This is a genomic window from Knoellia locipacati (genome assembly GCF_007992835.1).
In the GTDB taxonomy this organism is placed as follows: domain Bacteria; phylum Actinomycetota; class Actinomycetes; order Actinomycetales; family Dermatophilaceae; genus Knoellia; species Knoellia locipacati.
This window is the reverse complement of sequence record NZ_BKBA01000004.1, coordinates 18,583-39,695: the sequence shown is the minus strand read 5'-3', so window position 1 is coordinate 39,695 and position 21,113 is coordinate 18,583. Positions and strand designations below refer to the sequence as shown.

The 21,113-nt window shown below is 71.4% G+C and carries 16 protein-coding genes; 12 read left to right on the top strand and 4 right to left on the bottom strand.

The genetic code is table 11. From position 1 onward, the window contains the following. The first annotated feature begins 78 nt into the window (after positions 1-78). On the top strand, positions 79-6,420 hold the full coding sequence (locus KLO01_RS06140) for an Ig-like domain-containing protein (RefSeq protein ID WP_246136082.1): 6,342 nt from the start codon (positions 79-81) through the stop codon (positions 6,418-6,420). Between the two features lie 33 nt (positions 6,421-6,453). Here the strand turns inward: KLO01_RS06140 and KLO01_RS06135 are convergent, their stop codons facing one another. Continuing rightward, positions 6,454-6,669: a biotin/lipoyl-binding carrier protein gene (locus KLO01_RS06135; RefSeq protein WP_147063246.1), complete on the bottom strand. Its 216-nt coding sequence runs from the start codon at positions 6,667-6,669 to the stop codon at positions 6,454-6,456. A 267-nt stretch (positions 6,670-6,936) separates the two neighbouring features. Here KLO01_RS06135 and KLO01_RS06130 point away from each other — a divergent pair, with 267 nt between their 5' ends. Next, positions 6,937-7,746, top strand: a complete 810-nt coding sequence (locus tag KLO01_RS06130) for a zinc ribbon domain-containing protein (RefSeq protein ID WP_147063244.1) — start codon at positions 6,937-6,939, stop codon at positions 7,744-7,746. A 112-nt stretch (positions 7,747-7,858) separates the two neighbouring features. On the opposite strand, the gene KLO01_RS06125 is transcribed toward KLO01_RS06130, so the two are convergent. Together KLO01_RS06125 and KLO01_RS06120 are read right to left on the bottom strand one after the other, a co-directional pair. Then, entirely contained in the window at positions 7,859-8,950 is a 1,092-nt protein-coding gene (locus KLO01_RS06125; protein WP_147063242.1) for an inositol-3-phosphate synthase, read from the bottom strand. Between the two features lie 82 nt (positions 8,951-9,032). Continuing rightward, complete coding sequence (locus KLO01_RS06120) at positions 9,033-9,617, bottom strand: PadR family transcriptional regulator (RefSeq protein WP_147063241.1); 585 nt, start codon at positions 9,615-9,617, stop codon at positions 9,033-9,035. A 254-nt stretch (positions 9,618-9,871) separates the two neighbouring features. On the opposite strand from KLO01_RS06120, the gene KLO01_RS06115 reads away from it, so the two are divergent. The 6 genes from KLO01_RS06115 (at position 9,872) to rplI (ending at position 15,236) form a co-directional block, all read left to right on the top strand. Then, positions 9,872-12,070, top strand: coding sequence for a transglycosylase domain-containing protein (locus KLO01_RS06115; RefSeq protein WP_147063239.1), 2,199 nt, complete (start codon positions 9,872-9,874; stop codon positions 12,068-12,070). Positions 12,071-12,131: 61 nt separating this feature from the next. Beyond that, positions 12,132-13,304: a glycosyltransferase 87 family protein gene (locus KLO01_RS06110; protein WP_147063236.1), complete on the top strand. Its 1,173-nt coding sequence runs from the start codon at positions 12,132-12,134 to the stop codon at positions 13,302-13,304. Positions 13,305-13,442: 138 nt separating this feature from the next. Beyond that, on the top strand, positions 13,443-13,730 hold the full coding sequence (gene rpsF, locus KLO01_RS06105; protein ID WP_147063234.1) for a 30S ribosomal protein S6: 288 nt from the start codon (positions 13,443-13,445) through the stop codon (positions 13,728-13,730). Between the two features lie 104 nt (positions 13,731-13,834). After that, entirely contained in the window at positions 13,835-14,434 is a 600-nt protein-coding gene (locus tag KLO01_RS06100; protein ID WP_147063232.1) for a single-stranded DNA-binding protein, read from the top strand. 84 nt (positions 14,435-14,518) lie between these two features. Beyond that, positions 14,519-14,755, top strand: coding sequence for a 30S ribosomal protein S18 (gene rpsR, locus KLO01_RS06095; protein WP_035904052.1), 237 nt, complete (start codon positions 14,519-14,521; stop codon positions 14,753-14,755). A 34-nt stretch (positions 14,756-14,789) separates the two neighbouring features. Continuing rightward, positions 14,790-15,236, top strand: coding sequence for a 50S ribosomal protein L9 (gene rplI / locus KLO01_RS06090; RefSeq protein WP_147063230.1), 447 nt, complete (start codon positions 14,790-14,792; stop codon positions 15,234-15,236). 97 nt (positions 15,237-15,333) lie between these two features. On the opposite strand, the gene KLO01_RS06085 is transcribed toward rplI, so the two are convergent. Further along, positions 15,334-15,927 carry a GNAT family N-acetyltransferase gene (locus KLO01_RS06085; RefSeq protein WP_147063227.1) on the bottom strand — a complete coding sequence of 198 codons (594 nt, stop codon included), beginning with the start codon at positions 15,925-15,927 and terminating at the stop codon, positions 15,334-15,336. 91 nt (positions 15,928-16,018) lie between these two features. On the opposite strand from KLO01_RS06085, the gene radA reads away from it, so the two are divergent. The 4 genes from radA (at position 16,019) to KLO01_RS06065 (ending at position 21,109) form a co-directional block, all read left to right on the top strand. Beyond that, positions 16,019-17,404 carry a DNA repair protein RadA gene (gene radA, locus KLO01_RS06080; RefSeq protein ID WP_147063225.1) on the top strand — a complete coding sequence of 462 codons (1,386 nt, stop codon included), beginning with the start codon at positions 16,019-16,021 and terminating at the stop codon, positions 17,402-17,404. A 190-nt stretch (positions 17,405-17,594) separates the two neighbouring features. After that, on the top strand, positions 17,595-18,647 hold the full coding sequence (gene disA / locus KLO01_RS06075; RefSeq protein ID WP_147063223.1) for a DNA integrity scanning diadenylate cyclase DisA: 1,053 nt from the start codon (positions 17,595-17,597) through the stop codon (positions 18,645-18,647). Positions 18,648-18,656: 9 nt separating this feature from the next. Then, positions 18,657-19,574 carry an iron-sulfur binding domain-containing protein gene (locus tag KLO01_RS06070; protein ID WP_147063221.1) on the top strand — a complete coding sequence of 306 codons (918 nt, stop codon included), beginning with the start codon at positions 18,657-18,659 and terminating at the stop codon, positions 19,572-19,574. Further along, positions 19,571-21,109, top strand: coding sequence for an MFS transporter (locus KLO01_RS06065; protein WP_147063219.1), 1,539 nt, complete (start codon positions 19,571-19,573; stop codon positions 21,107-21,109). The genes KLO01_RS06070 and KLO01_RS06065 overlap by 4 nt, the downstream gene beginning before the upstream one ends. The last annotated feature ends 4 nt before the right edge of the window (positions 21,110-21,113 follow it).

Genomic DNA, 21,113 nt, shown 5'->3' with positions numbered 1-21,113 from the left:
CTCATCCGGCGCCGCGCGTGGGAGGCTTCGAACCTGCGCGCGGGGACACTCACCCCTGCGGCTGAGCGAGGTCAGGTCATGAAGCGCACGACACGTCGAGTTGCCGGAGCGACGCGGGGACGCCGCGGGGTCGCCTCGCTGGGTGTCGTCGCGATCGCTGCCTCGATGCTCGCGTATGCCGCGGTGACCAGTCGCGGGTCCACGGTCCACGAGGCGGAGGTGGGCGACGGCGGGGTGTGGGTCTCGTCGTCCGCGCAGGCGAAGTTCGGGCGACTCAACACCCAGGCCCGCCAGCTCGACGCCGGTGTCTCGACCGCGCTCGCGGACGGGTCCAAGGTCGACATCCTCCAGGACGGCGCCGCGGTCGTCGGCGTCGCCACCGGCAACACCCTCCTGCCCATCGACGTCCGGACGGCGACGTCGGGGGACTCGGGCGCGGCCGCCCCGGCGCCGCTGTCCGGACGCCCCGGTCAGTTCGTGCCCGCCACCGTCGACCTGCGTGGCGGCACCATCGCCACGGTCGACCCCAAGACCGGCAAGGTCTGGGCGCAGCGCGTCGACGCCAAGGGCGGCATCGAGTCGCTCCAGGACATCACGACCACAGCCAAGCCGCTGGCGACGATCGGGGGCAACGCCTCGATCGCCGTCGACACGAGCGGCACCGTCATCGCCGCCTCGGGCGCGACCGGTCGGGTCGTCACCATCGCCCCTCGCGACGACACCATGGCCAAGCCGGTCACCGTGACGACGAGCGTGCGCGCACCCCTGCTCGACGTCACGGCCGTCGGCAGCACCTGGGTGCTCTACGACGCGAGCAAGGACGAGCTCCACGTGGAGGGACGTGACGAGCCGATCAGTGCCGGCGCGACGCTCGGTGGCGGGACGGCCTACGCCGCACTCCAGCAACCGGGCCCGGAGTCCGACTCGGTCGTCCTCGCCAACTCCGTGGCCGCGAAGCCGATCCGCCTCGACGGCGGCGAGGGCGTCGGCGGTGTCGAGGTCCGCGACCAGGTCAACCGCGCGGTCGAGCCCCCGCTCGTCACGCGCCCCGTCGTCCTGCGTGGCTGCCTGCACGCCGCCTGGGCCGAGACCGGCAATGTCTTCTACGGCGCCAACTGCGGTCGCAGCGACGCGGTCGGCGCGGGCTCGCTCGGGGGCGTCGGCAAGGCCGTCGTCCGCGACGGCGTGGCGTTCCGGGTCAACCGCGGCAACGTCGTGCTCAACCAGCTCGACACCGGCGACGTCTGGGACCTCGACTCCACCAAGCAGAAGATCGACAACTGGGACGCGCTCATCCCGCCCACCAAGAAGGACGACGACAACGACAAGAAGGACCAGAACGTCGTCGACGACAACCAGGTGAGCCAGCCGCCCAAGGCGATGCCCGACAACCTCCGGGTGCGCGCCGGGCGCACGAGCAAGATCCACCCGCTCGACAACGACACCGACGCCAAGGGCTCGATCCTCGCGATCGACCCCAAGGACCTCACCGCGCCGAGCGCACCCGACGTCACCGCGACCGTGTCGAGCGACGGGCAGACGGTCGACGTCAACGTGCCGCTCAACCCGTCGTCCTCGACGATCACGTTCTCCTACAAGGTGAGCAACGGCAAGGCCAAGGAGCGCGCCTCGGCCAAGATCGTCCTCACGGTCGTCGGCGACGAGATCAACACGCCGCCCAAGCTGCGCGAGGGCCAGGCCGACCTCGCCAAGACCGTCTACCCTGTCGTCTCGGGTGGCCGGGTCGCGGCATCGGTCCTCGGGGACTGGCGCGACGGCGAGAGCGACCCGCTCACGGTCGACGCCGCCGACCCGAGCACCGTCATCGACGGCCAGAACCGCATCGGCATCACCGCACCGGTCAAGCCCGGCCCGGCGTCGGTGCCCTACGCGATCAACGACGGCCGCCAGAGCACCAAGGGCGAGGTCAACCTCACCGTCCTCGACCTCGCGCAGCCCAACGCCGTCGCCCCCAAGACCCAGCCCGACGTCGTGCGCGCCGTCCTCGGCAAGCCGGTGCAGCTCGAGCCGCTCGGCAACGACATCCCCGGCGCCGACCCCGGCGACCCGGACGCCCGCCTGCGCCTCGCCGGCGAGGTCGCGCCCTCCGGTCCCCTCGACGTCGACACCAACCTCACGACGGGCGTCGTCACCGTCACCCCCAACGGGCTCGGGACGACCGAGCTCGCGTATGCCGCGCAGTCCGGTGGGACCGTCACTCCCGGCCGCATCCGCATCGACGTCGTCCAGCCGGCCGACCCCGAGGCCCCTCCGGTCGCGGTCCCGGACGGAGCGACCCTGCGCGACCAGGCGCCGACGATGGTCGACGTCCTCGCCAACGACTACAGCCCGCGGGCCGACGTCGTCGTCACCCAGAGTGCCAAGGTGGACGCCGACAACGCCTGGCTGCGACCGACGATCTACCAGGGCCGCTGGGTGCGGATCGAGGCGCTCGAGCCCTCGCCGATCAGCGGTGAGGGCAGTCGCCAGGGCACGGTCGAGTACACGATCAGCGACGGCACCAAGCGCACCACCGGACGGATCAACGTCGTCCAGCGCCCACCCGTCGCCGGTGCCGCACCGACCGTCGAGGACGACCGCGACACCGTCCGCGAGGCCGACGCCGTGTCGGTCGCGGTCCTCGACAACGACACGATGGCGGACGGCATACCGCTCGTCCTCGACCCGGCGAGCGTCAAGGTCATCGGCGGCGGCGAGGACCGGGCATTCGCCTCCGGCAACCTCATCCGCTACGTCCCCGAGTTCACCGGGCTCACCGCGCCCAAGGACGTCGTCATCGAGTACGCCGCCTACGCCGAGGGTGCTCCCGACCGGGCCAAGACCGGCCGTCTCACCGTCACGGTCAACCCCCTGCCGACACGGGCGACACCCAACCAGGCCCCCATCGCCCGCAGCTTCTCGGGCTCGGTGACGTCGGGGGAGTCGGTCACCCTGACGATCCCCTCGACCGGTGTCGACCCTGACGGCGACACCGTGACGATGCGCGGGATCGTCGGCAAGGACGCCGACGCCCTCGACCTCACCTTCGGCCGCGTCGTCTCGGTCGGCCCGTCGACGATCCGCTACGAGGGCTATCCCAACGCCGCCGGCACCGAGCTCATCCGCTACGAGGTGCAGGACCGCTTCGGCGCGACGAGCCAGGCGTTCGTGCGCGTCGGCGTCGTCAGCCCCGGCGACCCCCAGCCCCCGGTCGCCGTCGAGGACGAGGTCGTCGCGGCTCCCGGCAAGCGGGTCACCGCCCACGTCCTGCGCAACGACCTCATCGCCCGCGGCGACGCGGTGCGGATGGACTACAAGGACCTCAACCCCGGCGACGTCCAGAGCAAGTGGAAGGTCGACGAGGACGAGAACACCGTCTCGACGGTCGTCCCCGAGCCGGACGCCCCGACGCACCAGTACGTCTACGGCATCGACAACGGCATCTTCGACCCGTCCCGCACGACCGTCCTCGTGCGCGGGGTCAAGGGCTACATCAACCCGCCGATCGCGCAGGACGACGTCGCCCGCGCCACACCCGGCGAGACGACCTCGCTGGTCGACGTCCTCGCCAACGACACCGACATCGACTCCGACCCCGCGACCCTCAAGATCGTCGAGGTCCTCTCGCCGCAGGGCAGGATCGAGAACGGCAAGGTCCGGGTCACGCTGCTCGACCACCCGCAGACGGTGCCCTACGTCATCGAGGACGAGGACAAGGCCCGGGCGCTCGCGCTCATCTACGTCCCCGCCGGTGACAACGGTGTGCCGTTCGTCGTCGAGGGCACGCTCATCGAGATCGGCCAGGACTCGACCAAGACCGTCAAGATCGCCGACCACGTGAAGTCCCCGCGCGGCAAGGCCGTGAGCATCACCGCCGCCGCGACCGTCTCGGCCTCACCGGCGAAGTCGCTCGAGGCGTCGGCCGACGGCAAGGACGCGGTCGAGCTGACCTCCGGCGGCGGCTACATCGGTCCCGGGGCCCTCATGCTCGAGGTGAGCGACCAGGAGAGCGCCGACGACAAGGACGTGCGGACGGCATACGTGTCGATCCCGGTCCAGGTCGGTCCCAAGGTCCCGCTCCTGCGCTGCCCCGACGCGCCCCTCGTCCTCGCCGCCGGTGGCCGTGCGCGCGAGGTCGACATCCCGACCTACTGCCGGGCCTGGCTGCCGATCGGCATGAACCTCGACGAGGTGAAGTTCGAGGCGAAGTGGGAGCCGCAGGCCAAGGGCGCCGACCTCGAGCAGGCGCAGAGCGGCGGACGCCTCGTCACGCTGCGTGCCGGTGAGCGGGCGCCGAGCGGCACCGGGTCGGTCACCGTCACCTCTCCCGGTATGCCGCCCGTGAAGTTCCCGGTGCGCGTCCTGGGTCGTGACGCGGACGGCAACGCCGCGGGCGCCGCAGCCGGCGCCGGCGCGAACGGCGCCGACCCCGCCGCCGTCCTCGGCCCACCCCGCATGCGGCCGATCTCGGTCGACGGCCTCAACGAGGGCGAGTCCGAGTCGGTCGACGTGAGCCGCTACCTCGACTCCCCGCTCGAGAAGCCGTCGTGCTCCATCCAGGCCGCCGCCCTCGAGAGCGGCACCGGCATCGAGGTGTCGCGCAGCGGGTGCACGCTCACCCTGAGGGCGACCCAGCAGCCCAGCCCGACGGCGACGATCTCGCTGCTCGTCTCCGACGGCCCCGACCGCACCGCCACCGGGCGCGTCACCGTGACGATGCGGGGCAAGCCCGTGGCCCCCGCCAACGTCAGCGCGGTCGCCGACCGGATCGCCGGTGGCCAGGCCCGGGTCTCGTGGGTCGCGCCGAGCTATGACGGCGGTGTGACGATCTCGCACTACACCGTGCGTGGCGGTGCGAGCCCGGTGCGCTGCACCGCCTCACCGTGCACCATCACCGGCCTGACCAACGGCAAGGACTACACGTTCACCGTCGTCGCGACCAACGCGATCGGCGACAGCCCGCCGAGCCGAGCGAGCAACGTCGTGCGCCCCGACACCAAGCCCGAGGCGACGTCGGGCGTCCGCATGATCTCGTTCGGTGACGGCAGGCTCGACGTCGGCTGGAGCCCGGCGCCCAACAAGGGGTCGGCGATCACCAAGTACGTCGTCCGGCTCGTCCCGACCGGCGGGGGCGCGAGCGCGCGCACCGTCCAGGCCGGGGGCAACGCCACGAGCTCACCGGTGTCCGGGCTCGACAACAACTCGCCCTACTCCGTCTCGGTCCAGGCCTGGAACGGCGCGGGCGCGGGCCCGTTCGGGCCTGCTGTCCAGATGCAGTCCGCGGGCACCCCTCCCGCGGTGACCGGTGTCAACGGCGCCACCCGTGGGCCGGGCGCGGGCTTCGACTCCGAGTCGATCACCGTCTCGTGGAACCAGCAGACCAACCCCAACGGGCCTCCGCTCAAGCACTACACCGTCTACCGCAACGTGGACGGGGGTGGCTGGACCCAGATCGGCCGGGTCGGCGCACAGACACGCACCCTCGCCGACACCATCCCCTACGACGGCCGGCGCTACGGCTACACGGTCACCGCCACCAACGGCGCCGACCTCGAGTCACCCAAGGGCAACCCGTGGACCTACACGTCCGTCGGCGTCCCGAGCAACCCGAGCGTGACTGCCGAGACGCCACGTGCCGACAAGTCCGTCGTCGTCCACGTCACGGTGGGCCAGCCGCGCGCCGGTGCCTTCCAGTCGATCCAGTGGCGTGGCGGCGGCAAGTCCGGCAGCCATGCCTGCGGCTGTGCGCCCGGCTCGACCGTGACGTTCACGCTGCCCAACATGGGAATCAACCCGCTCACGGTCAAGGTCCGCACGGTCAACACCGGGGGGCGGAGCTCGAGCGAGGCGACGAGCGGCTCGGTCCAGCCGTTCGGCCCGACCCTCACCCCCAACAACGTCTCGGCGTCGGCCAACAACCAGAACATCACGTGGCGCTGGAGCCTGCGCACCAACGGCCGGCCGATCGACCAGGTGCAGATCAGCATCGACGGTGGTGGCTGGCGCGCCCCCGACAACCGTGAGAGCCACACCCAGTCGTTCGGCTGGTCCGAGGCCCACGGCCTGCGGGTCCGCGCCCACAGCGACGCCGGGTGGAGCGACCCGTCTCCCGGTGTCCGCACGAGCACCGAGGCCCAGCCGAGGAACCTTACCAACGTGCACGCCAAGAAGGGCTGCTCGGGCCCGAGCGGCCAGCCGTGCGTGGCCTTCTCGGTCACCGGTTTCACGCCGGGGTCCTACACCGTGACGTTCAACCACAGCTCGGTCGGTGGCAACTTCACCAGCGCGACGCCGCTCAACGTGGGCGGCGGCGGCAACGGGTCGTGGAACGGCACCTACTACGTCGACAAGTACGGCACCGACCTCGCCATCACCTTCAACGGTCCGGGCGCGGCGTTCACGCTGCACACCCGCTGGTGACGCACGGTCCGGGCGGCCCCCCGCCCGGACCGGTCACTCGATGATCGCGAGGATGTCGCCCTCCTGGACGACGTCGCCGACCTCGACCTTGACCTCGCTCACGGTGCCGGCCTCCTCGGTGAGGACGGGGATCTCCATCTTCATCGACTCGAGGAGCGCGATCTCGGCGCCCACCTCGACGGTGTCGCCCACCTGGACGGCGATGCTGAGGACGTTGGCGACGAGGTCGGAGACGACGTGGTGCGGCATACCGGAGACCGTATCCACTACGCACGGGTAACCCCGCGTGCCCCGCAGGGGACGACCCGCCGGTATGCCGTCCGCCCCGTCCACGGGACGTTGCGCGGTTCGTGCCCACGACGGGTTCCGCGTTACCGTGGAAAGTCGATCCACCCCCCGGAGGCCGCGCGACCGCGTGTCCCGTCGGGCCGGCCACGCCGGCCAGGCCGTCCGGGACCCGATGTCGTGGCGCCCCGGCGCCGCCCCTGCACTGCCCCCTGTACGAAGGACGCCCCCATGCACTGCCGATCCTGTGGAGCCGACCTGCCGGTCGACTCCGCCTTCTGCTCGCAGTGCGGCGCCCGGGTCGAGCTCGGTTCGGTCCTCGGCGTCGGCACCGACCTGCCGGCCGTGCGGCCGCAGGAGCAGCAGCCCGAAGACCTGAGCCAGACCCGTGAGCTCCCGCGCGTCGACCCCTCGGTGGCGGCGGCCCCCGCAGCCGTCCTGCCCGGCGAGCCGTCCGGTCCGACCGGGCACCCCGGACACGCCGGACACCACGAGCACGTCGACCACGCCGGGAACGTCGGTCACGACGGACACGACGGACACGACGACGGCCCGAAGCACTCGCGCAACAGCATCCTCGCGATGGTCGCGACGTTCGCCGTCCTCACGATCATCGGCACCTTCGCCCTGACCCGACTCGTCGGCTCCGACGACCCGGCGCCCACCACGGCCGCATCCTCGAGCTCGTCGGCGTCGGAGGAGGCCGGTGACGCCTCACCCGCCCCGAAGACGTCGGCCTCGGGGAGCGCCTCGCCGCAGGTGGCGCCGTCCGCGTCGACGTCGGTTCCGGCTGGGGCACGACGCTGCTCGACGAGCGGGAGCGACTCGGTCGCCACGGCATACGCCGGCAGTGAGCGCACGTCGTGCGAGTTCGCGGCGGCCGTCCGCGACGCCTACCGCAAGGCAGGCAACCCCGAGGCGGCGACCAGCCTGCGGGCCTACAGCCCGGTGACGAAGAAGTGGTACTCGCTGTCGTGCGACGGCGGCGAGCCGGTGCGCTGCACGTCGACGACCAACGCGATCGTCCTGCTCGCCCCCTGAGCAGCACCCTTCCCGCCCGACGTGGGAAACGGGCACTTCGCCGGGGAACCATCCCCCGGCGAAGTGCCCGTTTCTCCTGCCCAGTCGGCGTGAGCCGTCAGCGCAGTGAGGCTCAGCGCTCCTCGGTGCCCGCGATGAACGCCTCGAGCTTCTCGCGACCGAGGTCGTCGGGACGCTGCTCCGGCGGGGACTTCATGAGGTAGCTCGACGCGGAGAGCAGGGCGCCGCCGATGCCGCGGTCCTTGGCGATCTTCGCGGCGCGGATGGCGTCGATGATGATGCCGGCCGAGTTGGGGGAGTCCCAGACCTCGAGCTTGTACTCCAGGTTGAGCGGGACGTCGCCGAACGCGCGACCCTCGAGGCGGACGTAGGCCCACTTGCGGTCGTCGAGCCACGCGACGTAGTCGGACGGGCCGATGTGGACGTTCTTGCTGTCGGTGACACCGGCGAGGGCGCCGGTGAGGTTCGACGTCACGGCCTGGGTCTTGGAGACCTTCTTGGACTCGAGGCGCTCGCGCTCGAGCATGTTCTTGAAGTCCATGTTGCCGCCGACGTTGAGCTGGTACGTGCGGTCCAGCGTGACGCCGCGGTCCTCGAAGAGCTTGGCCATGACGCGGTGCGTGATGGTGGCGCCGACCTGGCTCTTGATGTCGTCACCGATGACGGGGACGCCGGCGTCCTCGAACTTCTTGGCCCACTCGGGGTCGGAGGCGATGAAGACGGGCAGGGCGTTGACGAAGGCGACGCCGGCGTCGATGGCGCACTGCGCGTAGAACTTGTCGGCCTGCTCCGACCCCACCGGAAGGTAGGACACGAGCACGTCGACCTGGGCGTCCTTGAGCACTTGGACGATGTCGACCGGCTCGGCGGGGGACTCGTCGATCGTCATCGCGTAGTACTTGCCGATGCCGTCGAGCGTGTGGCCGCGCTGGACCTCGACACCCGTGGTGGGGACGTCGGCGATCTTGATCGTGTTGTTCTCGGAGGCGTTGATGGCCTCGGAGAGGTCCTTGCCGATCTTCTTGTCGTCGACGTCGAACGCCGCGACGAACTCGACGTCGCTCACGTGGTACTCGCCGAACCGGACGTGCATGAGGCCGGGCACCGACGCGGTGGCGTCAGCGTCCTTGTAGTACTCGACTCCCTGCACGAGCGAGCTCGCGCAGTTGCCGACGCCGACGATGGCGACGCGAATCGAACCCATGGTGGTGTTCTCCTTCAGTGATGGTGTGGTGCTGCTGTCGTGCCGACCACGACGTCGTATGCCGCGTGGCCGGGTCGGTCGGTCAGGGCTGGGGGCCCGGGTCGGTGGGGTGGCGGCGCTCGGCGTCGATGAGCTCGGTGAGCCAGCGGACCTCGCGCTCGGTGCTCTCCTCGCCGTGGCGCTGGAGGGCCTGGGTCCAGGAGTCGAGGCGGCGGCGCTCGCGGGCGGCGTTGGCGCGCACCGTCTCGAGCTGCTCCTCGACCCGCGAGCGACGGCCCTCGAGGATGCGGAGCCGGACGTCGGCCTCGGTCCTGGCGAAGAACGCGAGCCGCACGCCGAAGCCGTCGTCCTCGTAGGCCGCGGTGTCGATCCGGCGGGCGGCCGCCTCGAAGGACTCCTTGCCGGCAGCGGTGATCTCGTAGACGATCCGGTTGCGGCCCGAGGAGGTGCTCCCGGTGGCCCGGCCCGGCGACGTGGTGCCGGTCGACTGGGCGATGAGGCCGCGCGCGACCAGTCCGGACAGCGCCGGGTAGAGCGTGCCGTAGGACAGGGCCCGGAACGCGCCGAGGGCCTCGTTGAGCCGGCGCCGCAGCTCGTAGCCGTGGGTCGGGCCCTCGTGGAGGAGCCCGAGGAGGGCGAAGTCGAGCAGCTCGGACCGCTTGCTCATGTCGCACCTCCTTCGTCGACTCGCGGTGGCGTGGGTGACAAACTTCGAGCTTGTCAGTGGGACTGTACCTCGAAGTTATATCGCTGCGATACATCGAGAAGGTGATCTGCCCGACGGTGAGGGGTCGTTCACGTGCGTGACCAGCACGTTCCCTGAACGCAGTACTCAGGTTCGTGGCGTCATACTGGGGAAGGCGCGCCCTGCCGCACGGTGGTCGGCGCCCGCATCCGCATCGTCTGCCCCGAAAGTTGTTCATGAGCACCGCACCCCGTTCGCGCGCCGAGGCTCGCCGCCGCAGCGACAAGGCACGCCGACCCCAGGGCGGCCGCAAGCGGTCGTGGCCGCGCCGCATCATCTACACGATGCTGGCGCTCTTCGTCGCCGGCGTGGTTGGCGTCGGCATCGCCTACGCGATGACCGACGTGCCCGCACCCAACCAGGTCGCGACAGCCCAGACCTCGGTCATCTACTACGCCGACGGCAAGAACGAGATCGGCCGGATCTCGGACTACAACCGCGAGTCCGTGCCGCTCAAGCAGGTGCCGATCCACGTGCAGCGCGCGCTCCTCGCCGCCGAGGACCGCAACTTCTACGAGAACAACGGCATCTCGCCGACCGGCATCGCCCGCGCCGTGTGGGTGGCGGTCAAGGGTGGCGCGGCGACGCAGGGTGGCTCGACGATCACCCAGCAGTACGTCAAGAACTACTTCCTCAGCCAGGACCGCACCCTGTCGCGCAAGGCCCGCGAGATCCTCATCTCGGTCAAGATCGACGGCCAGCAGTCCAAGGACCAGATCCTCGAGAACTACCTCAACACGATCTACTACGGCCGCGGCGCCTACGGCATCCAGACCGCCTCGAAGGCCTACTTCGGCAAGGACGTCTCCAAGATCACCCCGGCCGAGGGTGCCTTCCTCGCCTCCGCCATCCGGGGCCCGTCGTTCTACGACCCTCGCCTGGGACCCTCGCAGACCAAGAACGCCCAGACCCGCTCGTCCTACATCCTCGACGCGATGGTCAAGGAGGGCTGGCTCACCCCGCAGCAGCGTGCCGCCGCGACGTTCCCCAAGAGCTTCGTCAAGTACACGCCGCCATCGGTGGGCGGCACCAACGGCTACCTCGTGCAGCTCGTCAAGGACGAGCTCATCAAGAAGGTCAAGGTCTCCGAGGGCGACATCTCCAGCGACGGCCTCCGGATCGTCACGACGATCGACAAGGCCAAGCAGACCGCCGCCGGCGAGGCGATCAAGGAGCGCATCCCCAAGGGCGCCAAGAACCTCCACGTCGGTCTGGCCTCGATCAAGCCCGGTGACGGCGCCGTCCAGGCGCTGTACGGCGGTGAGGACTACGCCAAGAACCAGTTCAACACCGCCACCGACGCGACGATGCAGGCCGGGTCGGTCTTCAAGGTCTTCACCCTCATCGCCGCGCTGCAGAGCGGTGACCTCAGCATCCGCAACAGCTTCGACGGCAACAGCCCGCAGTACTTCGAGGAGTTCGCGAACCCCGGCGGGGCCACGGACTTCAACCGCCGCGGCGGGGTGCGCAACTTCAACGACCGCGACTACGGCCGGATCACCGTCCCCGAGGCGACGGCCAACTCGGTCAACACCGTCTACGCCCAGCTCAACATCCTCGCCACCCCGGCGAAGACCGCTGCCGCGGCCAAGCAGGCGGGCATCACGACCAAGCTCAACCCCAACTACGCCAACGTGCTCGGCAGCGACAGCGTCAAGGTCATCGACATGGCCAACGCCTACGCCACCCTCGCCGCCAAGGGCATGCGGGCCACGCCGTACTTCGTGAAGTCGGTCAAGTCCGTCGACGGCTCCTTCGACTACAAGGCCGAGCCCAAGACGACGCGTGCCTTCCCGGCCGACCTCGTCTCCGACGTCGTGTACTCGATGGAGCAGGTCATCAAGAACGGCAGCGGCGACTACGCGGGGGAGCGCCTCAACCGTGAGGCCGCCGGCAAGACGGGTACGTCGAGCGACAACTACTCCGCGTGGTTCGACGGGTTCACCCCGCAGCTGGCCACCGCGGTGGGCATGTTCCAGGGCGACGGGTCCATCAAGAAGGAGAACCAGATGGACAACGTCCCCGGGTGGGGCGCCATCACCGGTGGCACGATCCCCGTCCGGATCTGGACCGACTACATGCGCGCCGCCACCGAGGGGATGGAGAAGCTCAAGTTCCCGGACCCGGCATACATCAACAAGAACGCGGCACCCAAGAAGACCCAGCAGCCGCAGCAGACGAGCGAGCCGTCCCGGACGCAGGCTCCCCAGCCGAGCAACACCCCGCAGCCGACGACTCCGTCGACCACCGCCCCGCCGAGTCCCCAGCCGAGCGACACCCCGAAGCCGACCAAGACCAAGACGCCCAAGCCGACGGTCCCGATCCCGACCCTGCCCGGTCCGACGTCGTCGCCGGCCGACCCGGGAACCGGCTGAGGTGAGGCCACCCGCCCCTCACCGGGCGGGTCCGGGTGGACCCACGGCCGCGTTCGCACCGGTGGCGCTCCTCGCAGCGCTGCCGGTGCTCGCGTCACTGTGGATGCAGGGCCCCTGTCTCGAGCAGGGGTGGGGAGGGCAGGAGCCGTTCTGGCGGTTCTGCTACTCCGACCTCGCCGTGTCGACCCAGACGACCGACGCCGGGCGCGGGTTCGGCGCGTGGCTCTCGGGGGAGGTCCCCCTCGACCACCCGCCCCTCACCGGCGGGCTGGTCGCCCTGGTCGCCGGGCTCGGACCCGACGGCACGGCGCTCGACACGCAGCGCTGGGTCCTCGCCGTGTGGGCGGTGCTCAGCGTCGCCGCACTGGTGCTCATGGCGTGGTGGGTGCGCGACACCACGGCCCACGACGGTGACGGTCGGGGCATCCGGCTCGACCCCCGGCACGTCGTCCTTGCCCCCGTGGCCGCGCTCACCCTGCTGCTCTCGCCCGACCTCCTCGGGGTGGCGCTCGCGACGGGTGGGCTGTGGGCGTGGTCGAGACGCCACCCGGCGCTCGCCGGTGCGCTGCTCGGGGCCGGCCTCATGGCGCGCACCTATCCCGGGCTGCTGCTGCTCGTCCTCGCCGCCCACGCCTGGCGCACCGGCAGGGAGCGCGAGCTGGGGCGGGTCGCGCTCGGGGCGGTGGGTGCTGTCGCCCTCGTCGCGGTGCCCCTGCTGCTCACCGAACCGGCCCTCGTCACCCGGTCGTGGGGACTGTGGGACGACAGCCTCGCCGGCCTCGGCTCGGTCTGGTACCTCCCGACCCTCGCCGGCAGTCCGTGGACGGCCGACGTGCTCACGGCCGTGGCGGTCGTCGGCGTGCTCGTCGCCGTCGTGCTCGCAGGGCTGCTCGTCCTCGGCGCACCGACGCCGCCGCGCGTCGGTGCCGCGGCCCTCGTGCTCGTCGCGGTCGTGCTCGTGACCGGCAAGTCCTTCCCCGTCCAGGCCTCGCTCTGGCTCGTCCCGCTCGTCGCCCTCGCCGGGCTGCGCTGGCGCGACCACCTCGTCTGGGCGCTCGCCGAAGGGGTGCACTTCGTCGCCGTCTGGCTCTACCTCGGTGGCCTGTCGGACGCCAACCGGTCGCTGCCCGCGAGCTGGTACGCCCTGGCCCTGCTCGGCCGGGTCGCCGCCGTCGCCTGGCTCGCCGTGCGTGCGTGGCAGACCTCCAGCCGGCCGGTCGGTGAGCGAATTTAGCCGTATGCCGTGCAGCCGGTACCCTTGGCGAGTTGCCGTGTGCCCTGTGGACAACTCCACGTTGGTGTCGGCAGCGATGCATACCCTCCTGTCACGGAGAGACCGTGACCGTTCAGACCGAAGGAGGCGGGTTAACGCATGCGTCAGTACGAACTCATGGTCATCCTCGACCCGGAGCTCGACGACCGCACGGTCCAGCCGTCGCTCGACAAGTTCCTCACCGTCATCACCAAGGACGGTGGCACCGTCGACAACGTCGACATCTGGGGCCGCCGTCGTCTGGCCTACGAGATCAAGAAGAAGGCCGAGGGCATCTACGCCGTCGTCAACTTCACCTCGGAGCCGGCCACGGCCAAGGAGCTGGACCGTCAGCTCGGCCTCAACGAGTCGATCATGCGGACCAAGCTCCTGCGCCCCGGCGCCTGATCTTCGTCCTCACGACTCCACCCCAGCGAGCCCGCTGGACCAGCCGTACCCAGCACCACCCACTCATCCGTCGCATCTGCACCAGACCAAAGGGGATCTGATCCATGGCAGGCGAGACCGTCATCACGATCGTCGGGAACCTCACCGGTGACCCCGAGCTCCGTTTCACTCCGTCCGGCGCTGCCGTCGCGAACTTCACCGTGGCCTCCACGCCGCGCACGTTCGACCGTCAGAGCAACGAGTGGAAGGACGGCGAGACGCTGTTCATGCGGTGCTCGGTCTGGCGTGACGCGGCGGAGAACGTCGCGGAGTCCCTCCAGCGGGGCACCCGCGTCATCGTCACCGGCCGTCTGAAGTCTCGTTCGTACGAGACCAAGGAGGGCGAGAAGCGCACCGTCATCGAGATGGACGTCGACGAGGTCGGCCCCTCGATGAAGTACGCGACCGCCAAGGTCAACAAGACCTCGCGCGGTGGCGGCGGTGGTGGCGGCTTCGGCGGCGACCAGGGCGGCTCGGGTCAGTCCGACCCGTGGGCGACCGGCGGATCGGCACCTCAGGGTGGCGGCGCGCAGGGCGGCCAGGGCGGCGGCTGGAGCCAGCAGGGCGGCGGCGCTCCGGCGGCACCGCAGCAGGGTTCGCAGGGACAGCAGGGTGGCCAGGGAGGCTGGGGCAACGCCCCGGCCTACGACGAGCCCCCCTTCTGACAGACACACACACCACAGATCCACACCATCCCTGGGAGACCAGGGCTCATCCGCTGAGCTGCTCAGCAGAAGGAGAGCACCACGATGGCCAAGCCAGTTGTGCGCAAGCCCAAGAAGAAGGCCAACCCGCTCAAGGCGGCGAAGGTCGAGAACATCGACTACAAGGACACTGCGCTGCTGCGCAAGTTCATCTCCGACCGCGGCAAGATCCGCGCTCGTCGGGTGACCGGCGTGTCCGTCCAGGAGCAGCGTCTGATCGCCAACGCGGTCAAGAACGCCCGTGAGATGGCGCTCCTTCCCTACTCCAGCTCGTCCCGCTGACGCGCGACCCAGCACCGACAAGGAGAGCTGAACAATGAAGGTGATTCTCACGCACGAGGTCTCCAACCTCGGCACCGCCGGTGACGTCGTCGACGTCAAGGACGGCTACGCCCGCAACTTCCTCTTCCGTCGCGGTCTCGCGACGGGGTGGACCAAGGGCGCACAGAAGCAGGTCGACTCGCTCGCCAAGGGCCGTGAGGTCCGCGCCGTGAAGTCGCTCGAGGAGGCCCAGTCGATCAAGGGCAACCTCGAGGCCAAGGCCGTCACGGTCCCCGCGCACGCCGGCAAGGAGGGACGTCTCTTCGGTGCCGTCTCCACCGCCGACATCGCCGCGGCGCTCAAGGCAGCCATCGGCACCGACGTCGACAAGCGCAAGATCGAGGTCCCGACCCCGATCAAGACCACGGGCGCCCACCAGGCCCTCGTCCGTCTGCACCCCGAGGTGCAGGCCAAGGTCGAGCTCAACGTCGTCGCCGGCTGACCCAGCCAGACGCACACCGACTGCGCCCCGACTCGCCTCGCGAGCCGGGGCGCAGTCGTGTCCCCGCCCGTCGGCGCGGTGCTCGGCGACGGACTGCTCAGGAGCGTCCGGCGAGCTCGCGCCGGACGACCCGGCGCCGCAGGGTGGGCGAGGCGACGATCTCGTAGCCGGCCTCCACGAAGACCTGCAGCAGCCCCACGGACGCCTCGTCCCAGATGACCGCCTTCCCCGGCGGTGGCTCGATCGGGTAGCCCTCGAGAACCTGTGCGCCGACCCGCTCGCCGTACTCGACCGTGGCCTGCGCGAGCTCGTACATCAGCCCCGAGCGGCGATGGTCCTTGCCGACGACGAAGCACGTCACCGACCAGACACCCTCGAGCTCGGGGTCCATCCGCATCCACGGCTGCTTCCTGCTCCACAGCCGGGGGTAGTTCTCGCGTGGCTCGACGGCGACCCAGCCGGCCACCTCCCCGTCGACGTAGCCGAGGAGCCCGGAGGTCGGTCCGGCGGTGCCGCACGCCGTCTGCTCGAGGAGGGCGGCGTCCCTCTCCGCCTGGGTGGTGTCCCGCCAGATCCAGCCCGGCACCTTGAGCCCCTGGCAGCGACACTTCGCCGCGCCACCGGTGGCGAACACGGCCTCGACGTCCTGCGCCAGTGCCTCGTTGGCGGGGCGCCAGGTGAAGTCGGGCATGCGGCGAGCCTAGGGGGCGACCGGCGCCGGGGCAGGGACGTCGACGGTCCGCCGGAGCGCGCTGTCGGAGGCGTCGCCTAGGTTGGCGGCCATGGCAGCGAAGGGTGCGCGACCGGCATACCGGTGCACGGAGTGCGGGTGGACCACGGTCAAGTGGGTCGGTCGCTGCGGCGAGTGCCAGGCCTGGGGGTCGGTGACCGAGGTCGGTGCCGTCTCGGCCCGCACGACCGCGGCCAAGAGCGTCGAGCGCCCGGCCGTGCCCATCGGCGAGGTCGACTCGAGCCGTGCCGAGGCCCGGGGCACCGGAGTGCCCGAGTTCGACAGGGTCCTCGGGGGCGGGCTCGTGCCCGGCGCCGTCGTCCTCGTCGCGGGGGAGCCGGGCATCGGCAAGTCCACGCTGCTGCTCGACGTCGCCGGGCGTGCGGCCCGTGGTGGCGAGCCCGGCCACGAGCGGCGCGTCCTCTACGTCAGCGGTGAGGAGTCGGCAGCGCAGGTGCGCAGCCGGGCCGAGCGGATCGAGGCCATGGCGCGCACCCTCTACCTCGCGTCCGAGACCGACCTCGCCACCGTCCTCGGGCAGATCGACCAGGTCGAGCCCGACCTCGTCATCATCGACTCGGTCCAGACGATCAGCAGCGCCGAGGTCGACGGCTCGGCCGGCAACGTCTCGCAGGTGCGCGAGGTCGCCGCGAGCCTCATCGCCACCGCCAAGTCCCGTGGCATCGCGACCCTGCTCGTCGGCCACGTCACCAAGGACGGTTCGATCGCCGGTCCGCGCGTGCTCGAGCACCTCGTCGACGTCGTCGTGCAGTTCGAGGGCGACCGGCACAGCCGGCTGCGCCTCGTGCGGGCGGTCAAGAACCGCTACGGCCCCACCGACGAGGTCGGCTGCTTCGACCTGTCCGACGTCGGCATCACCGGACTGGCGGACCCGAGCGCGCTCTTCCTGTCCAACCGCACCGCCGCCGTCCCCGGCACCTGCGTCACCGTGACCCTCGAGGGCCGGCGCCCGCTCGTCACCGAGGTGCAGGCGCTCGTCGACCAGAGCGAGGTGCCCAACCCGCGGCGCGCGACGAGCGGTCTCGACTCCGCCCGGGTCGGCATGATCCTCGCGGTGCTCGGCACCCGGGCCCGGGCGCCGATCGGTCGCAAGGACGTCTTCGCCTCGACGGTGGGTGGCGTGCGCATCACCGAGCCCGCCGCCGACCTCGCGATCACCCTGGCGCTGGCCAGCGCGATCAACGACCAGCCGCTGCCCACCGGAACGGTCGCGTTCGGCGAGGTCGGGCTCGCCGGTGAGCTGCGGCCGGTGACCGGCGCCCACCGGCGGCTCGCCGAGGCCTCCCGGCTCGGCTTCACCACGGCCATCGTGCCTCCCGGTGTCGTCGGCGGCGGGCCGGTCCCCGACGGCCTGCGGGTCATCGAGGTGGCGAGCGTGCTCGAGGCGGTCCAGCTCTCCGTCACGCCGGTCGGCTGACGTCCGCGAGGGAGCCCTGGATCGTGCGGCCCCGGCCGGTGGCGCCCCGCCCATACGTCACCCGGCCGTGACCGAACAGACCGACCGGGGTTCGCCCCCGCGCCGTTAGACTCGCGATCGGGTCAGGGAGACCTGACCTGCGACGACTGGAGGGAAGCACGTGGCCACGCCGCTGCACGAGGACGAGCTGATGCGGACGACACTCGCTGCCGTCGCCCCCGGCACCGAGCTGCGTGACGGCCTCGAACGCATCCTGCGCGGCCGCACCGGCGCGCTCATCGTGCTCGGGACGGACCGCACCGTCGACGCCATCGCCACGGGCGGCTTCCCGCTCGACGTCGAGTTCTCGGCCACCCGGCTGCGCGAGCTCGCCAAGATGGACGGCGCCATCGTCTGCGACCGCGACGTCACCAAGATCCTGCGTGCCGCCACCCAGCTCGTCCCCGACGCCAACATCGAGACCAGCGAGTCCGGCACGCGTCACCGCACCGCCGAGCGCGTCGCCAAGCAGACCGGCTTCCCCGTGGTCTCGGTGAGCCAGTCGATGCGCATCGTCGCCCTCTACGTCGGCGGTAGCCGGTTCGTCCTCGAGGACTCCAGCGCCATCCTGTCGCGCGCCAACCAGGCGCTGCAGACCCTCGAGCGCTACAAGCAGCGCCTCGACGAGGTCACCGGCACCCTGTCGGCGCTCGAGATCGAGGACCTCGTCACCGTCCGCGACGTCGCCAACGTCCTCCAGCGCCTCGAGATGGTGCGCCGGATCAAGGACGAGATCGGCGACTACGTCCTTCAGCTCGGCACCGACGGCCGCCTGCTCAGCCTCCAGCTCGAGGAGCTCACCGGTGGGCTGTCCGACGACCTCGGTCTCGTCATCCGTGACTACCTCCACGAGTCGCGCGGCGAGCACGACCTCGAGCGCGCGATCGCCAACCTCACCGCCATCGACGCGACCGAGCTGCTCGACCCGGCCGCGGGCGCCAAGTCGCTCGGCTTCACCGTCGTCGGCGACGCCCTCGACTCCTCGGTGAGCCCGCTCGGCTACCGCATGCTGAGCAAGGTCCCGCGTCTGCCGGGTGCCATCGTCGACCGCCTGGTCGAGCACTTCGGGAGCCTCCAGAAGCTCCTTGCCGCCGGGGTCGACGACCTCATGAGCGTCGAGGGCGTCGGCGAGGGTCGCGCGCGGCTCGTCCGCGAAGGCCTGTCCCGGCTGGCGGAGAGCAGCATCCTCGAGCGCTACGTCTGAGTCGCGGGCATGGTCAGTGGTGCCCGCACCTCGGCTCTCGACCTCGCGTCGCTGCACGACGAGGTCCTGCGCTGGTATGCCGTCAGCTCCCGTGACCTTCCGTGGCGCGAGCCGTCGTGCTCGCCGTGGGGCGTGCTGCTCTCCGAGGTGATGTCGCAGCAGACGCCGCTCGCCCGGGTCGAGCCGATCTGGCGTGAGTGGATGGCCCGGTGGCCGACCCCGGCCGACCTGGCGCGCGAGTCCCCGGGTGAGGTGGTGCGGGCCTGGGGCCGGCTCGGCTACCCGCGGCGCGCCCTGCGGCTGCACGAGGCCGCGACCGTCATCGCCCAGCGGCATGATGGAGAGGTGCCGCGCGACCAGACCGAGCTGCGGGCGCTGCCCGGCATCGGGGACTACACCGCGGCGGCCGTCGCCGCCTTCGCCTTCGGGGACCGCTCGGTCGTCGTCGACACCAACGTGCGCCGGGTGCAGGCCCGGCTCGTCACCGGGCTCGCCCAGGCCTCGCCCGCGATGACCCGGGCCGAGGTCGCGCTCGCCGAGGACCTCCTGCCCGACGACGACGAGGACGCCGCCACGTGGAACGTCGCGGTGATGGAGCTCGGGGCTCTCGTCTGCACCGCCCGGGCTCCGCGCTGCGAGGAGTGTCCCGTGAGCGCGAGGTGCGCGTGGGTGCTCGGGGGGCGACCGGCATACGACGGTCCTCCCCGGCGCGGTCAGAAGTGGCACGGCACCGACCGCCAGGTGCGGGGCATCATCGTCCAGGCGCTGCGCGAGAGCACCGAGCCTGTCCGGCGCGAGGCCCTCGCCCCGGGGCGTGACGAGGTCCAGGTCGACCGGTGCCTCGCCGGGCTCGTGGAGGACGGGCTGGTCGAGCCGGTGGGCGCCGAGCACTACGCCCTGCCGGGTCGCGAGGAGGCGGCGGGATGAGCCGGCGCGACGAGCCGACCGGGCCGCTGCGACCGGGAGAGCCCACCGAGCCGCTCGAGCCCGTCGACCCGGGTGGGCGGGACGAACCCCGCAGCTCCGCCTCCGGCCCCGGTGGGCGACGGGTCGCACCGGACCCCTACGGCGTGCGTGCCGGCGCCACCAAGGCCTTCCGGGTCGTGGGTCGCGGCACGGTCGGCGGCGCCCGGATCGCCGGTCGCGGCGGGCGCGCCGGTGCCCAGCGCGCCCGCGCCTTCGCCCGCTCCAAGGGCGCCGGCGAGAGCGGGCTGGCGCGTCTCGTCGAGCTGCACTTCGTCAACATCTGCGGGGACGCCGCCCTCACGGTGAGCCTCGCCGGCACGATCTTCGCCATCCCCACCGACGAGGCCCGCGCCCAGGTCGCGCAGTTCCTCGCCCTGACGATGGCGCCGTTCGCCCTGCTCGCGCCGTTCATCGGGCCGCTGCTCGACCGCTTCCGCCACGGCCGGCGGTGGGCGATCGGGACCACCCTCGCGCTGCGCGCCTTCCTCTGCTGGGTGCTCGCCACCGCCGTGGCGACGGACTCGCCGTGGCTCTTCCCGGCGGCGCTCGGCTGCCTCGTGTCGTCCAAGGCCTACGGCGTGACCCGCTCGGCCGCCATCCCACGGCTGCTGCCGCCGGGGTTCACCCTCGTCAACGCCAACTCGCGCATCGCCCTCGCCGGCGTGGCCGGCATGGCCGTCGGCGGCGGGCTCGCCGGTGCCGTCGCGCGGATCGGCCCCGAGTGGTCGCTTCGGCTCGCGTTCGTCATCTACGTCGTCGGCACCGTGCTCGCCATCCGCCTGCCCTCGCGGGTCGACTCGGCGGCGGGCGAGGAGGACATCGAGGACACCGTCGACTCATTGCCCGTTCGGGCTCCCTCGTCCGATCCACCACCTACCGCGCGACGGCCCGAACGGGCAATAAGTCGCGTCGGGGATCGGCTGCGGGCCCGGGTGCTGGCCCTGCCCGCCACCGTGCGGGCCGCGCTCGTCAGTGCCATGGGCGGCCGGCTGCTCACCGGCTTCCTCACGCTCTTCATGGCCTTCCTCATGCGTGAGCACCCGATCCCCGGCTACAGCGGCACCCTCGTCCTTGCCCTCGTCGTCGGGGCCGCCGGCGCCGGCAACGCCCTCGGCACCGTCGTCGGCAACGCGCTGCGCCGCCTGCCACCGGACCGGATCGTCGCGGCGGCGTTCCTGCTCATCGTCGCGGCCGCGCTCGCGACGGCGGTCGCCTACTCGCTCTGGACGCTCCTGGTCCTCGGGCTGGCGGCCGGCCTCTGCTCGCAGGTCATCAAGCTGAGCACCGACGCCATCATCCAGCGCGACGTCGCCGAGAACGTCCGCACCCAGACCTTCGCGTGGTCCGAGACGGTGCTGCAGATCGCCTGGGTCCTCGGTGGCGGCATCGGCATCGCGCTGCCGCTCGTCCCACAGCTCGGGTTCGGCGTCATCAGCGGTCTGCTCGTCGCGGTGCTGCTGCTCTCGATCTCGGTCCGACGCCGCACGCGCGTGTGAGCGG

Bases quoted from the DNA above. Each gene is read 5' to 3' on its own strand.
- KLO01_RS06140 (WP_246136082.1), top strand. From the start codon at position 79: ATGAAGCGCACGACACGTCGAGTTGCCGGAGCGACGCGGGGACGCCGC.
- KLO01_RS06135 (WP_147063246.1), bottom strand. From the start codon at position 6,669: ATGCCGCACCACGTCGTCTCCGACCTCGTCGCCAACGTCCTCAGCATC.
- KLO01_RS06130 (WP_147063244.1), top strand. From the start codon at position 6,937: ATGCACTGCCGATCCTGTGGAGCCGACCTGCCGGTCGACTCCGCCTTC.
- KLO01_RS06125 (WP_147063242.1), bottom strand. From the start codon at position 8,950: ATGGGTTCGATTCGCGTCGCCATCGTCGGCGTCGGCAACTGCGCGAGC.
- KLO01_RS06120 (WP_147063241.1), bottom strand. From the start codon at position 9,617: ATGAGCAAGCGGTCCGAGCTGCTCGACTTCGCCCTCCTCGGGCTCCTC.
- KLO01_RS06115 (WP_147063239.1), top strand. From the start codon at position 9,872: ATGAGCACCGCACCCCGTTCGCGCGCCGAGGCTCGCCGCCGCAGCGAC.
- rpsF (WP_147063234.1), top strand. From the start codon at position 13,443: ATGCGTCAGTACGAACTCATGGTCATCCTCGACCCGGAGCTCGACGAC.
- KLO01_RS06100 (WP_147063232.1), top strand. From the start codon at position 13,835: ATGGCAGGCGAGACCGTCATCACGATCGTCGGGAACCTCACCGGTGAC.
- rpsR (WP_035904052.1), top strand. From the start codon at position 14,519: ATGGCCAAGCCAGTTGTGCGCAAGCCCAAGAAGAAGGCCAACCCGCTC.
- rplI (WP_147063230.1), top strand. From the start codon at position 14,790: ATGAAGGTGATTCTCACGCACGAGGTCTCCAACCTCGGCACCGCCGGT.
- KLO01_RS06085 (WP_147063227.1), bottom strand. From the start codon at position 15,927: ATGCCCGACTTCACCTGGCGCCCCGCCAACGAGGCACTGGCGCAGGAC.
- radA (WP_147063225.1), top strand. From the start codon at position 16,019: ATGGCAGCGAAGGGTGCGCGACCGGCATACCGGTGCACGGAGTGCGGG.
- disA (WP_147063223.1), top strand. From the start codon at position 17,595: ATGCGGACGACACTCGCTGCCGTCGCCCCCGGCACCGAGCTGCGTGAC.
- KLO01_RS06070 (WP_147063221.1), top strand. From the start codon at position 18,657: ATGGTCAGTGGTGCCCGCACCTCGGCTCTCGACCTCGCGTCGCTGCAC.
- KLO01_RS06065 (WP_147063219.1), top strand. From the start codon at position 19,571: ATGAGCCGGCGCGACGAGCCGACCGGGCCGCTGCGACCGGGAGAGCCC.